Below are 13476 nucleotides of genomic sequence, written 5' to 3' on the forward strand. Positions count from 1 at the left end.
TTCGCTTTTTATTGTGCTTTGGAAAAATGATAAGGATAAAAAAATGGCAAAGAATCTTTTTGATCTCACCGGAAAAATTGCTCTGGTAACCGGTGCGAGCCGAGGTATTGGTGAGGCAATTGCAAAACTTTTGGCAGAGCAGGGCGCCCATGTGCTGGTATCCAGCCGAAAAATTGAAGGCTGTCAGGCTGTTGCCGATGCGATTGTCGATGCCGGCGGTAAAGCGGAAGCGGTGCCTTGCCATATCGGCAATATGGAAGATATCCAGAAAATGTTTTCCGATGTCCGCGAACGCTTTGGGCGGCTGGATATCCTAATTAACAATGCGGCTACCAACCCCTATTTTGGTCATATTCTTGATACCGACCTCGCGGCTTTTGAAAAAACGGTTGAAGTGAATATTCGTGGCTATTTCTTTATGTCTGTGGAAGCGGGCAAGTTGATGCGTGAGCAGGGTGGTGGTGTGATTGTGAATACTGCCTCGGTCAATGCCCTGCAGCCTGGTGTGGGGCAGGGAATCTATTCCATCACCAAGGCGGCAGTAGTCAATATGACCAAAGCCTTTGCCAAGGAGTGTGCCCAGTTCAATATCCGTGTTAATGCCCTATTGCCTGGGCTGACCAAAACCAAGTTTGCCGGGGCACTCTTCACCCACGAGGATATTTATAAAACCGCAATCGGCCATATCCCTATGCACCGTCACGCCGAGCCTGAGGAGATGGCGGGTACAGTACTCTACTTAGTTTCCAACGCCTCCAGTTACACCACGGGCGAATGCGTAGTGGTGGATGGCGGAATGACTTCCTGTGGGGGAATTTAATATGCAAGATCCAATATTGGATTTCGACAACCAGGTTGCCCTAATTACCGGCGCCGCCAGTGGTTTTGGCAAACTGCTGGCTAAAGAGTTGGGATCTCGCGGAGCGCGCTTGGTACTTGGAGATATTAATGAAGAGGGCCTGATGCAACTCGCTGATGACTTGGGTAGTGATGGTATCCAGGTGCGCGCTCAACGTTGCGATGTTTCCTCTGAAGCGGATTGCGTTGCTCTGGTGCGACTGGCCGAGTCTGAGTTCGGTGGCCTGAATATGGCGGTTAATAATGCCGGTATCGCTCCACCGATGATGTCCCTGAAGCAGACTGACGAAGCGATGATGGACCATCAATACAATGTAAACCTGAAGGGCGTATTTTTCGGTCTCAAGCACCAGCTGCCATTAATGAAAGATCGAGGCGGTGTGGTTCTCAATGTTTCCTCTATGGCAGGGCTGGGGGGGGCACCCAAAATTGCCTCCTATGCTGCCGCCAAGCATGGGGTTATTGGACTGACCAAAACTGCAGCAATGGAAAACGCTAAGTACGGTATTCGGGTGAATGCCATTTGCCCATTCTATTGCCTGACGCCAATGGTGACTTCTGTGGAGGCCCCAGGGGCCAGCCCGGAAGAGGTTCAGGCTTTTCTCGCCGAAGGTTGTCCGATGAAGCGTCTTGGTGAGCCGGAAGAAGTAGTAGCGGCTATGTTAATGCTACTCTCTCCGAAGATGACTTATGTTACCGGCCAGGCACTGGCTGTGGATGGCGGTTTATCGGCTTATTGATAGCTGAGGTGGATCAAAATACGTGCTGTTAATACCTGCACTGCCACCCCTGAAGATTTATTGCCGAGCAAGGGAGAAGGCAGATAGGTGTTAACAGCCCACAACCTGATATTTTTTTGGTTGATGAAAACCAGTCCGCGATGGAGAATCCTAAAAGCAAGCTTATTGCGAAAGGTTTTTGCAGATGTTGGCTTCTGGTGCAACGCTATATCGCTTTAGGAGAGCTTCGTATATTCCTTTATTGCATAGCTGTCTGAGACCGTGATTGAAGGCATCTCTGTCTACTTTGTTTTTAAATGCCATTTTAAATGTCAGAACAGGTACAACGATTGTATGGATATCGACCTCATTCATAGAGTGGCCATCTTTAGAGGAGAAATAAGAAAAAATACTTTTATCAATAATTATAATTGAGTTGTCTTCCCTCCAGAATTCCCTTACCTGATCTTGAGAGCTTTCTAATTCTACATAATTCTTTGCACCTATCTTTCCGGGAGAGAAGAGCTTGCTAAATTCTGGCCCAAGATCCTTGTGTGCTCCTGTCCAGGTTATTACGTGGTGTCCTACTAGATCCTTTAGTTGATTGATTTTAATTTGATCTTTTTTTCGGCTGATTGCGTAGTTGATAAATGCTATATAGTCATTTGAATAATAGAGGTCTCCATTGTTTCCGTGTACATTCGCTTCGGCCTCTGCCATACCTCGCTCTATTGCTCCAAGAATCTCCCCCCAGCCCATTTGGATAAATGAGATGGTGTAATCTGGAAGAGACTGGGTGATGACATCGACTTCTAACCCACTCTTCGCCTGATTGATGACATAGGGGGGGGCATCCTGAGATATGGCAATTTTCAATTCTTTGGCGTGGCTTGAGAAGGCGAAGCAGATCAGGAGTAGGCTAAGATGCGATAATATTTTTGATGGCATATTGATTTCACTTGCTTAGCGGATATCTGAGGTTAATAGGGTAATGTAGATATATTAGGCTAAAGACAATATTTTGTTTGATATGGAGTTTTTGTCTTTTTTTTCAAAGGGGGCAAAGGAATATGAGTCTTCGATGTAATAAGTTATTAATGAAGATAGTGCTCTAAAGGGAATATTCCCAGTAAAAATTAATTTCCAAAAAGAATATGGGGAGTCTTTAATACGCTGGGAGAGACTCTGTAAGAAGATTGGAGATTGCTCAGTGATGAATTAACTGTTTCCCTAAGTGAATTATGGGTAAACCATGTGTTGATACGAACCCAGAAGCAGCCAAGAAACCGGTTTGGGAGTGGATGGTTGAAATTAAGTGATTGCTTGTGCTGAAAAAACTGCTGGGGTTTATGAGTAGGTTATCCTTCCGTTCTCTCTCTAGAGTTTTATGGGTAAAGAATTTTTGTTGCTACTTTTTATCACTGCCTTTGAGTTTAAGAAGTCAGAGCGAAGCAAGAGATTGACGCACGATATTTAAATGGGAAACCGGCATCCCTTTTCTAAAGAATGCACCGGTAAAGTCAATTTCTTGAACTTTGATAAAGTTAGAGACTAGTGGGCTTCCCCAGTAGGGATTTGTTCCCCACCAGCCATATCGACCAGCGCTTCTGGGGTTTCTCTGCAGAAAATTGATCGCTTGCTGAACATTGTCATATCTGAGATAAAAAATTCTATTATCGAAGACACTATGTGCATCGAAGATTATCAGGTGGTTTAGGGATATGCCTTTGCGACCGAGTAAATTGGCCAGGTTGATGGCCGTGGTTCCCCCACGGCTGTAGCCAAGCAGTAATAAGTGCTTCTGCTGTAGAGATGCCCCCACTAGAAAATCCCGGGCTCTACTTTTTTCAGTTGGACCGAACATGGCCCCGCCCATTTCGGTTACCCAAGCCCTCAAAGCTTGGTTATCACCGGCATTGGAGCCACCCGCGCCATAGATGCCCACCACGGCCAGCTCACTCTTTGTAACTTTATTGTTTATAAGTGTCATTTTGCACTGCAACGACACTGATGCTTAAGTGTAGAAATAGACGTAGCACACTGGTAAGAGAGCTACTGTTTCTATGGCAGAATCCGACAGCGTTTCTGCGCTGCCTTACGCAGTTCTCGGGGTAAGACCGGTTCCGCAATATTATTTTGTTGTTGGCGCCATTCTTGGCAAAGAGCAACATAGTTTTCGGCACTAACCTGGCTGCGTAATGTCTGCCATGGGTCTTCCTTTACTTCAGGTTCTGGCCGAGGAGGTTGCCACTGGGCAATTTCCTGAGTGGTTAGTTGAATCTCATTATTCTGAGTCATAGCGGGGGTTCGGGCACCAAGGTGCTGTGCCGGATGTACCAACATTAAAAAAGCGGTCACCAAAGCGCAACTCAGGGAGGCTCCGGATAAGATTCGGCCTATATCCTTTTTCGGTTGATAGCCTTTTGCCTGTAATAAGATTCCACTGTCTAACTTTTGCGGTGAGGTAAAAGCTGACGCCTCTTCGCGGTATTGGTGCTCCCAGTTACTCATGCTTCTACCTCAATCACTCTTTTATGGCCTCCACTTGCCAGGGTTTTGCTTGAGATCCGTAGATCAGGGTTTCAATTTGTTGTCGAGCCAACTGGTAATACTCTCGACATTTTTTCAGTGAAATACGCTCTATATCCGCTACTGAGGCCAGGGAGAGTTTGCACTCCATATGCAGTAGTAATACGTTGCGCTGAAGCTTGGGGAGTTTTTGAATAGCTGCGACAACCTTACTCTCACTGGTTAATGCCTCAGATCGTGTAGTGCTGTCTACATGTTCCCGCAGAGCTTTGTTGACTTGAATAAACAGCCAGTTTCTAAATAGCCGGCCATGAAGTTGCGGAGGGTTCTGTAAGATATTTTCCCACAGGGCCTGTAGCAACTGTGTGGTTGAAGAGGGTGCCATTTGTACGCAGTAGCGATAGAGAGCGTCTTTGTGGCGGTTATACAGTGGCTCAAATACAGCAAGACTGCGTTTCTCCCGGTAATGCTCGAGCAGTTTTTCATCAGAAAATTGTTTGAATGCTTTGCGAGACAAAGTGTTGTGCCTCCGTACGCAGTGAACCCGAAAGCCAGAGGTGGCTTAGGTCTGGATTTATGCGTCGTTGATCATAAAAATTGTAGTCGGTTTAGACATTAAATTTTTTATCCAAGTGAACGACTTTGGATGCCTCTTGCTTTTAGATCGGCCCAAGTTCTCTTGGCCTGCGAAGTATAGATGCCCCTGCTTAGCCAGGGCTTACAGAGGGTAACGGGTAACGCCATAACTTGATGAACGGTCGTTTGGCGCTTTAAACCTTTTTCTGAGGGGTAATTGGCGCGCAATGACTTTTTTTGACTCAAAAATTCTCTTAATAAAGAGTGTTTTCTTTAAAATTGTCGATGGTCGCTTTGTTTGAAAATATGACAGAAAAAATGCGACCGATTCTGCGGGGGCAGGGCAAACTATTTATAAAAAATAATTTGCTTGAGAAGTCTCCCGGTTAGTGATGTGTCGGCAAATCCGGCAGTGGTAGAGGCAGTTGTAAGGGACCGTGTTCGGCGCGCAGATCTGTTAGCCTCAGACCTACGCCAAGCAGGCGAATGGGAGTCGATCGTTTATCCCAGCATTCCTGCAGTAACTGGCGAAATTCAGAAATTCGACCTGCGCGACTATTGCGTTCATGAGTACTCTGGGAAAAGTCAGCATATTTTACCTTTACGGTGGCGCCATTAACTTCATAGCGATCGCCGAGTTTTTCCAGGCGTTCCAGCAGTCGCGTATACAGGTGAGTCATTTCCTCCAACCATTCGTTAAACTCACAGAGATCCTTGTTAAAGGTGCGCTCCACACTGACACTCTTGCGAGAGCCATCTCCACTCACTGGGCGATCGTCGATGCCGCGGCTCAGTTCATAGAGACGGCGCCCAAACTTCCCAAAGGTTTTACTCAACTCCACCTGGGAATAGCGCCTGAGGTCGGCACAGGTGTGAATTCCTTGGCGGTGCATTTTCTCTGCTGTTACTCGGCCCACACCATGGATTTTGTTCACCGGTAAACGCAATACGAATTGATCTACTTCCTCTGGCGTGATTACCGTGAGTCCATCGGGTTTACGCCAGTCACTGGCGATCTTGGCCAGGAACTTGTTTGGGGCAACGCCGGCTGAGATCGTAATACCAAGGGTCTCTCTCACTCTTTGGCGGATCTCCTCCGCCATTAATGTAGCGCTACCGTGGCAGCGCCCACTATTACTGACATCTAGAAAAGCCTCATCCAGCGATAGGGGCTCAATATCATCACAGTAATCGAGGAAAATTTCGCGGATCTGCTGACTGACTTCACGGTATTTGGCCATGTTGCCGGGTACTACAATCAAGTCAGGGCAGAGTTTTTTGGCCTGGGCGGTTGGCATGGCGGAGCGCACGCCGTAACTGCGAGCTTCATAATTGCATGTAGAGATTACCCCGCGGCGGTCACTGCTACCACCTACGGCTAGTGGGCGCCCGCGAAGATTGGGATCGTCTCGCATTTCGACCGAAGCGTAAAAACAATCACAGTCGCAGTGGATAATCTTTTTCATGCTGTGATTATATACAGTGTTTTATGGCGCCAGGAAGTTATTTCTGCCATTAGACAGAGCCGGTTTGACAACGGATAGGTGAACGATGAGTAGCATTCCTTTAGTGGAGACCCCTGATTCAGATGAAGCCATCAGGGTATTTGCAGAAATTCAGGATGAGCTGGGTGGGATTCCCAGCCTGTTTAGGATTTATGCCCACCACCAAGGACTGCTGCTAGCTAATTGGCAGAAGTTCAAGGCAGTGATGTTACACGGCTGTCTTTCCGCCCAGCTGAAGGAGGCTATTGGCTTGGCGGTCTCTGCGGATAATCACTGCGACTATGGCATTTACCACCACAGTACCTCCCTGCAAATGCTCGGGGTAACCTCCGATGAAGTCATGCGTATTCGCACAGACCCAAAGAATGTGCACTTTTCCGAGAAGGAGCATGCACTGTTTGACCTAGCTCGCAACGCCAATACATCCCCAGACGATCACCGGCAGCACCTGATCGCTGAGGCACGCAAGCTGGGAGCGGGGGATGATGAGTTATTGGAAGCCTTGGGGGTTATGGAGCTGGTGCTGGGCTTCAACCACCTGGCAGAAGTGCTGGACCTGGTACCAACCAGAACGCCCCACCAAAAATAACCCCGGTGAATTACCGGGGTAAAATCTTGTATAGCGCAAGGGTACTACTTGGGTGGCCGGCCCCTGCCAAAAATCAATGTCAGGACAAAAAGCACAATAAAGATGAAGAAGAGGATTTTAGCGATTTCTGTCGCTGTGGTGGCGATACCACTGAAACCGAAAAATGCGGCTATCAGTGCAATAACCAGGAAAATGATGGCCCAACGTAGCATGGTGGTCTCCAGTTAAGATAGAGGGAACCGGTTGCAAAACTTTGGGGGGCAGACTCCCAACCTCTTAATTGGTAGTGAATGGAGTCGCTAATTACAAATTTCTATCACCGCCAGTATCTGTGACCTTATCGAGGCTAACAAAGTAAAACCCTTGTTTCGTGGCCTGTGCATGGATGAGAGGCAGTGCTGCTGTCACCTCCTCACCATGCGCATACATTGGGTGCAGCATCACCACGCTGCGGTCTTTGGCATTCTGAACTATGTAGTCGGCGATGAGCTCGGGCCTGCTCATATCCACATGCAGGTGAGGCTGAAGGTCCCATTGAGCCAACTCGAAGTTTTGTGCAGCCAAAAGGCTGCCAAGTTCTTCAGAGATACGGCCAAAAGGGGGCAGGATCGCCGGTTTTTCTCGATAGCTATGATGCTGTAAAAGCAGACAGGTCTTTTTAATCTCTGCTTTGGCACTACTCAAAGGTAGATTTGCCAAGTCGACATAGGAGTAACCGTGACTTCCCACCTGGTGGCCGGCACGCACTATGGCGTGTGTTTGATTGGGATAACGCTCCATATCCTTGCCAACCAGAAAGAAAGTTGCGGGTATTTGCAGGGCTTCAAGCTGGTGTAACAGGGATTCGGTTATGCCCGGCACAGGCCCGCCACTAAAAGCCAGGGCAATACGTTTTTTCTCTTTGGGTTCTGCCAGTACTGCCAGAGACAGGCATAGGAAAATGCTCGATACCGTAAATATTATTATTCTCATTTAATGCGGCAATTTTATCTGGACCAGAAAAGAAAAAAGCCGTCAGAGACGGCTTTTTGTGCTTTGCTATCGCTCGAGAAGGTCGAGCTTGCCTTTCTTGCCATCCCACTCTTCGGCATCGGGTAGCGGGTCTTTTTTCTCGGTGATATTTGGCCAAACCTCGGCGAGTTCGGCATTCAACTCGATGTATTCCTGTTGATCATCGGGCACTTCGTCCTCAGAGAAAATCGCATTGGCGGGGCACTCCGGCTCGCACAGGGCGCAGTCGATACACTCGTCGGGATGGATCACTAGAAAGTTAGGGCCTTCGTAAAAACAGTCTACCGGGCAAACCTCTACACAGTCGGTGTATTTGCACTTAATGCAGTTTTCCCCAATTACGAATGTCATGATTGTCCCTCAATAGTGCACTGATTCTTTCGTGCACGGATTCTATCAATTACTGGCGCGAATTGTAGTGGCTTTTCAGTCGATTTAGTTCACTGTTTATAACAAGTTGCACTGGGCGACAATTGCCGCCCAGCCTTTTACTTCAATAACTTGCGTAAAGCATAGAGCGCTTCCAGGGCCTGGCGCGGGGTCAGATCGTCTGGGTCCAGCTTCTCCAGCGCGTCCACTGCCGGGTGGCTGGGACTGCCGAACAGATCGACCTGTTGGGGAGAATCAGCTTGAGTTGGTGCTGAGAGCACTGGCGCTATAGTCGTTTCCGTTGCCTGCTCAGGTGCTTGAGTGGACTTGGGAGTCACTACGGGTACATCTACTGACTGGGCGCCGGCCTCCAAGGCCGCCAAGCGAGTACGGGCCTCTGTGAGTACATCGGCGGGAATCCCCGCCAACTTGGCCACTTGTAAACCGTAACTTTTGGAGGCGGGTCCCTCCTGAATGCGATGCAGGAAGACGATGCCCTCACCGTGCTCTGTGGCGTCCAAGTGGATGTTGGCTGCTTCGGCACATTGATTGGGTAGATCGGTCAGCTCGAAGTAATGGGTGGCGAACAAGGTGAAGGCGCGCACTTCTCCGGCCAGGTAATGAGCGCAGGCCCAAGCCAGGGAAAGACCATCATAGGTACTGGTGCCGCGGCCGATTTCATCCATCAGCACTAGGCTGTGTTCACTGGCATTGCGCAGGATATTAGCGGTCTCGGTCATTTCCACCATAAAGGTGGAGCGGCCACCGGCCAGGTCATCGGCACTGCCGATACGGGTAAAGATGCGATCCAGCAGACCGATCTGGGCGCTGTCTGCTGGGACATAGCTGCCGCAGTGCGCCAGCAGGGCAATCAGCGCAGTCTGGCGCATATAGGTAGATTTACCACCCATATTCGGGCCGGTAATGACCAGCATACGGCGATCGTCGCGCAGCTCGATATCGTTGGCGACAAAGGGTTCGTCCAATACCTGTTCCACCACCGGGTGACGTCCACCGGTGATATGCAGGCCAGGATCGGTGCCCAGCTCAGGGCGGCACAGGCGCAGGTTGTCGGCACGTTCAGCCAAGCAGGCCAGAACATCCAATTCAGAAATACCAGCCGCAGCGGCTTGCAGCTCAGCCAGAGACTCATTCAGTTGATTAATCAGCGCCTCATAGAGGGCCTTCTCTCGCGCCAGGGCGCGGCTTTTGGCTGAAAGTGCCTTGTCTTCGAACTCTTTTAATTCGGGAGTAATAAAGCGTTCGGCATTCTTCAGGGTTTGGCGGCGGATATATTCCGCCGGTGCCTTGTCACTCTGTCCACGGCTGATTTCAATAAAGTAGCCGTGCACCCGGTTGTAACCCACCTTCAATGTGGGGATACCGGTGCGCTCTTTTTCGCGCAGTTCCAGCTGTACCAGGTAATCCCCTGCGTTCTCACTGATAGCGCGCAGCTCATCCAGCTCTTCATCGTAGCCGGTGGCGATTACGCCGCCATCACGTATCACGACAGGCGGATTTTCAATAATCGCTTTTTGCAGCAACTCAACAGTTTCAGGCCATTCACCGATCTGACCGCATAACTCTTTTATTAGAGTGGCATTTGATTCATTTAGCTGCTGTAGGATTTCGGGGAACTGTGCCAGAGACTGACCCAGCCTTGCCAGGTCGCGGGGGCGTGCGGAACGCAGTGCCAGGCGGCCTAGAATGCGCTCCATATCACCCACGGGTTTGAGGGCGTCACGCAGGGGCTCGAAACCATACTCTTCAATCAATGCAGCAATGGCATCCTGGCGGTTGCGCAGGGTAGTGAGCTGGCGCAGCGGGTTGTTCAGCCAGCGGCGCAGCAGGCGACTACCCATGGCGGTTTTACAGCTGTCGAGAACCGACAGCAGGGTATTATCATCGCCGCCATTCAGGTTCAGATCGATTTCCAGATTGCGACGGCTGGCGCCATCCAGGGCCACGGTTTCATCGCCGCTTTCGGTGTGCAGGCCGCGAATGTGTGGCAGCTCAGTGCGCTGGGTATCCCGTGCATATTGCAGCAGGCAGCCAGCGGCCACTATGGCGCCGTGCATATGACTGCAACCAAAGGCTTCCAGGTTCATGGTGCCAAATTGTTGATTGAGCAGGCGCAGGGCGGTTTCCAGCTCGAACTCCCAAGGCGCACGGCGGCGTACACCGGCACGGCGTTCAATTTCCACTGGCAAAGAGAGGTCTTCTGGCGCGAGTAGCTCAGCCGGGTTATGGCGCTGAACCTGCTCGGCCAGGGCTTCCAGAGAATCTGTTTCCTGAACCACAAAACGACCGGTTGCCAGGTCCAGCAGTGCCAGGCCAAATACATCGCCCAAGTGCGAAATAGCAGCCAGGAGGTTATCGCGGCGATCGTTGAGAAGTGCCTCGTCCGTGACCGTGCCCGGAGTAACAATACGTACTACCTGGCGCTCAACCGGCCCTTTGCTGGTGGCGGGATCACCGATTTGTTCACAGATGGCAACGGAAACACCAGCTTTAATCAGCCGCGCCAAGTAGCCCTCAGCTGCATGGTAGGGAATACCGGCCATGGGTATAGGCTCACCCCCGGACTTGCCACGCGCAGTAAGAGTGACATCCAACAGCTCAGCTGCCTTCTTGGCATCATCAAAGAACAGCTCGTAAAAGTCCCCCATACGATAGAACACCAGCTCTTGGGGATGCTGGGCCTTGATGCGCATGTATTGCTGCATCATGGGGGTGTGTTCGGGTTTCGCGGCCTTAGTCTTGTTTGCGGTTTTTGGCATTTTTCTCTAAGAAAATCAGTAAGTTACAAAAGTGTTCGCAAACCCCAAGAGCCCCGCAGGAGTGGCGGTCGGCTCAGATTGGGGTAGGGGGCAGGTTTCCTGGGGGCTTAATGAGCAGAAGCGTTCGATCAAATAATGAACGGCAAGCCCAAACCTGATGTTCTTGAAGCATGCAATCGGGGTAGATCTGAACAGAAAGGTCCAGGCCAAAGTTCGAAGAGCTTCTTTATAGGGGGCGCAGAATAGCAGAGTGGAGGACAAACCACTATGGATGGCTTATCAAGCGCTGGAGAGATGGCTATTAGCGACCCTGTGATTTTATGAGAACTTTAATAGAGAAGCGGGATGTTTTGCTTTTGAGGTAAGGGCTTTCACTTTTCTTTACTCCAAAAAGACTGTTGTTGAATTTTTCAAGGGGGGTATCCGACTCTTCAAGACCGTGTACTAAGAAAGCCAATTTTCTACTTGGTAGTGCATCCTTCCAGTTAGGACATGTGTGCATAGTAGGTTGGTGAAATACAGTACTGATAGCTAAGCCCTGCTTCGTATACCAGAATTCAAAAGACGCTTCTCCTATTTCTAGGGAAAATTCTATAACTTGTTGATTTTTAACGGATGTGAAAAGTGATATAAAGCAGGGAGAGCGTGGAATTATAAAGACGCTGCTATATATCTACCTGTTTTATTTTGTGACACTCAATGTAGTTCTTTGACTTTACTAGCTTTTTAAGTTGGCTTTGATTGAGGACAGCAGAATTATATAGAAGGGTGATATGTAGACGCTGCTTTTGAATTAACTGTTATTGGTCGCTCGCTCCAGTTTTGTAGGGGTTCAATTAAGAATAGCAGGTGATTGTTAGCGTGCTGTATAAATAAACAGTGTTGGCGGAAAAGCCCATAGTCAACGGTTCGACCTTCGTGTAAGCTTCGAAGCTTCAGCGACTCTCGCATAACGAAGTTGATGCGGACGGCGCAGCCACTTCGAAGCAAGGCCGCGAACCTAGTGCTGCTAATTTCTCTTTCCGAATCGTGGTAGACAATAAGAAGAAAGGTATTTGTAGTGAATTTGTACAGAGTACCACGAGCAACAAATAACAACCCGATGATGCGGAAACCTAAAAGTTGTCATTCCCTTTGCTTGCGCAAAGGCACTGCCAACTTTCTTAACGGTTCCGCATATCTATTTTCGTTAACCCAACGAGGAAAGTAATGACTCAAGAAAGAAAACCATTCATCACACTTGGAAAGTCAAAGCTTTCCAAATTCGCTAATGGCACTGTACTCGTCATCTTACTTATCTATGCAGCTGTAAAGAGCGGCATCATAGAGCCAGCTGTAACACGAGGATTTGATTACAAGATTCCTGCAAACGAGTTGTCAGTTTCTAGCGCTCAGGAGTTACAAGAAAAACTGGGGAGCTTCTCTCTCAACGAGGCACAATTAAGCTCAGAACTTGCAAAAGCTGGCATAGACTTACATCAGTTCCAAGAAAACACGTCAATGGAACTCGTTATTAGCACAACGCAAAATGGCTTTGAGGGCCTAGTTATTGAGTTTCAATCAACACTGGACCCAAATAAGCTAAAGTCAGTTTACGCAAACATTGCTGACCAAATTCAAAGTCATGTTTCAAATAAAAAGGGTTAACAAGAAGCTGCACCCGACTCCGGCGCTATCGGGCCTCCGCGGGTGAGCTTGGCGTTATGTGTAAATAGATATGGAAGATCATGTATATAGCCCGACAACATTTTGGCAGCTATTTGGTGGCATTAACGACTTTACTGCTTGGTTTATGCCCTTCTTTCTATTTGCTGCATCATTAGTGTGGTTCTATAGAGAGCGCTCCATTTTATCTGGGCTTTCACTTTTCGCAGGAATATTAGTTACCGCCTCAAGGGTTGCGCACATGTTAATACCTAGCGTACATTCAATCGCCCTTGGGCACTCCGAACCAACTATTGAGCAAAACCCAATCATCTGGTTTTTATACGTACAAGCCTTAAATATTGGCAGTTTTATTTTCGTTGTATGCGTTGGTTATCACTTCGCATTCAGCCAAACATATAACAAGCAAAGGCAGCAACGCCCTTCGGGCAGGACATGCTAACGCGCGCCGCTGCTTTGGGCGTTATACGTAATCGACCATGGAAATTTACATAGAGAATTCAAGCACGGATAGAATATTGGGATTTTTAAAAAGTAAATTTCGTACTGTTGGCGATATACAAAACTCTGGTGAAGCTATTGTGGTGCTGCTAGGTGGCAAGGAGTCGAATTTTCCCGTAGTTGTTACACACAATATTGAGGAAACCAACTTTACCAGCGTCTGGTTTAATTCAGCAGATCTGCCTTGGCAAACTATCGATTCGCTAGCACAGGATGCATTTGAAAATCTTAATTCTAAAATAAGATTCGAGAAACCATGTTTCACGCCTGTTTTTAATGAGCTAAGTGAATTCGGCATATCTGAGGTTACTTGGGAGTAATGCGCATAACAAGGCGCTCAAGTCGGACTCATTTTCGTCGCTTCAATTTTGTGC

General features: G+C 48.7%; 15 protein-coding genes. 6 read left to right on the top strand and 9 right to left on the bottom strand.

Going from position 1 to position 13476, the window contains the following annotated elements; translation table 11 throughout:
- The first annotated feature begins 43 nt into the window (after positions 1-43).
- Both ACJJIJ_RS03050 and ACJJIJ_RS03055 read left to right on the top strand, forming a co-directional pair.
- Positions 44-820 (top strand): SDR family oxidoreductase, encoded by a 777-nt coding sequence (locus ACJJIJ_RS03050; protein WP_252085107.1) that lies wholly within the window; start codon positions 44-46, stop codon positions 818-820.
- 1 nt (position 821) lies between these two features.
- Positions 822-1598: an SDR family NAD(P)-dependent oxidoreductase gene (locus tag ACJJIJ_RS03055; RefSeq protein ID WP_252085108.1), complete on the top strand. Its 777-nt coding sequence runs from the start codon at positions 822-824 to the stop codon at positions 1596-1598.
- A gap of 162 nt (positions 1599-1760) precedes the next feature.
- Here ACJJIJ_RS03055 and ACJJIJ_RS03060 read toward each other — a convergent pair whose 3' ends face one another.
- From ACJJIJ_RS03060 to dinB, 5 genes are all read right to left on the bottom strand, one after another.
- Positions 1761-2525, bottom strand: coding sequence for a substrate-binding periplasmic protein (locus ACJJIJ_RS03060; protein WP_444938612.1), 765 nt, complete (start codon positions 2523-2525; stop codon positions 1761-1763).
- Positions 2526-3018: 493 nt separating this feature from the next.
- Positions 3019-3567 carry a hypothetical protein gene (locus ACJJIJ_RS03065; protein ID WP_444885640.1) on the bottom strand — a complete coding sequence of 183 codons (549 nt, stop codon included), beginning with the start codon at positions 3565-3567 and terminating at the stop codon, positions 3019-3021.
- A gap of 71 nt (positions 3568-3638) precedes the next feature.
- Positions 3639-4088 (bottom strand): hypothetical protein, encoded by a 450-nt coding sequence (locus ACJJIJ_RS03070; RefSeq protein ID WP_444909064.1) that lies wholly within the window; start codon positions 4086-4088, stop codon positions 3639-3641.
- A 13-nt stretch (positions 4089-4101) separates the two neighbouring features.
- Positions 4102-4623: an RNA polymerase sigma factor gene (locus ACJJIJ_RS03075; RefSeq protein WP_444909065.1), complete on the bottom strand. Its 522-nt coding sequence runs from the start codon at positions 4621-4623 to the stop codon at positions 4102-4104.
- Positions 4624-5068: 445 nt separating this feature from the next.
- Positions 5069-6148, bottom strand: a complete 1080-nt coding sequence (dinB, locus tag ACJJIJ_RS03080) for a DNA polymerase IV (protein WP_444938613.1) — start codon at positions 6146-6148, stop codon at positions 5069-5071.
- A gap of 85 nt (positions 6149-6233) precedes the next feature.
- Here dinB and ACJJIJ_RS03085 point away from each other — a divergent pair, with 85 nt between their 5' ends.
- Entirely contained in the window at positions 6234-6776 is a 543-nt protein-coding gene (locus ACJJIJ_RS03085) for a carboxymuconolactone decarboxylase family protein (RefSeq protein WP_444938614.1), read from the top strand.
- A 44-nt stretch (positions 6777-6820) separates the two neighbouring features.
- On the opposite strand, the gene ACJJIJ_RS03090 is transcribed toward ACJJIJ_RS03085, so the two are convergent.
- The 4 genes from ACJJIJ_RS03090 to mutS all read right to left on the bottom strand — a co-directional run bounded on the left by ACJJIJ_RS03090 (position 6821) and on the right by mutS (position 10936).
- Complete coding sequence (locus tag ACJJIJ_RS03090; RefSeq protein WP_252085115.1) at positions 6821-6988, bottom strand: DUF1328 domain-containing protein; 168 nt, start codon at positions 6986-6988, stop codon at positions 6821-6823.
- Between the two features lie 91 nt (positions 6989-7079).
- Entirely contained in the window at positions 7080-7748 is a 669-nt protein-coding gene (locus ACJJIJ_RS03095; RefSeq protein ID WP_444938615.1) for a polysaccharide deacetylase family protein, read from the bottom strand.
- Positions 7749-7814: 66 nt separating this feature from the next.
- Positions 7815-8138 carry a ferredoxin FdxA gene (fdxA, locus tag ACJJIJ_RS03100; protein WP_252085117.1) on the bottom strand — a complete coding sequence of 108 codons (324 nt, stop codon included), beginning with the start codon at positions 8136-8138 and terminating at the stop codon, positions 7815-7817.
- A 137-nt stretch (positions 8139-8275) separates the two neighbouring features.
- Positions 8276-10936 carry a DNA mismatch repair protein MutS gene (mutS, locus tag ACJJIJ_RS03105; protein WP_444938616.1) on the bottom strand — a complete coding sequence of 887 codons (2661 nt, stop codon included), beginning with the start codon at positions 10934-10936 and terminating at the stop codon, positions 8276-8278.
- Positions 10937-12145: 1209 nt separating this feature from the next.
- Here mutS and ACJJIJ_RS03110 point away from each other — a divergent pair.
- The 3 genes from ACJJIJ_RS03110 to ACJJIJ_RS03120 all read left to right on the top strand — a co-directional run bounded on the left by ACJJIJ_RS03110 (position 12146) and on the right by ACJJIJ_RS03120 (position 13422).
- Positions 12146-12583 (top strand): hypothetical protein, encoded by a 438-nt coding sequence (locus ACJJIJ_RS03110; RefSeq protein ID WP_444938617.1) that lies wholly within the window; start codon positions 12146-12148, stop codon positions 12581-12583.
- A gap of 70 nt (positions 12584-12653) precedes the next feature.
- A complete protein-coding gene (locus ACJJIJ_RS03115; protein ID WP_444898732.1) occupies positions 12654-13043 on the top strand; it encodes a hypothetical protein in 390 nt (129 codons plus the stop codon).
- A gap of 76 nt (positions 13044-13119) precedes the next feature.
- A complete protein-coding gene (locus ACJJIJ_RS03120) occupies positions 13120-13422 on the top strand; it encodes a hypothetical protein (RefSeq protein ID WP_444938618.1) in 303 nt (100 codons plus the stop codon).
- The last annotated feature ends 54 nt before the right edge of the window (positions 13423-13476 follow it).

The sequence above is a fragment of the Microbulbifer mixtoriginis (SeqCode) genome (assembly GCF_052467945.1).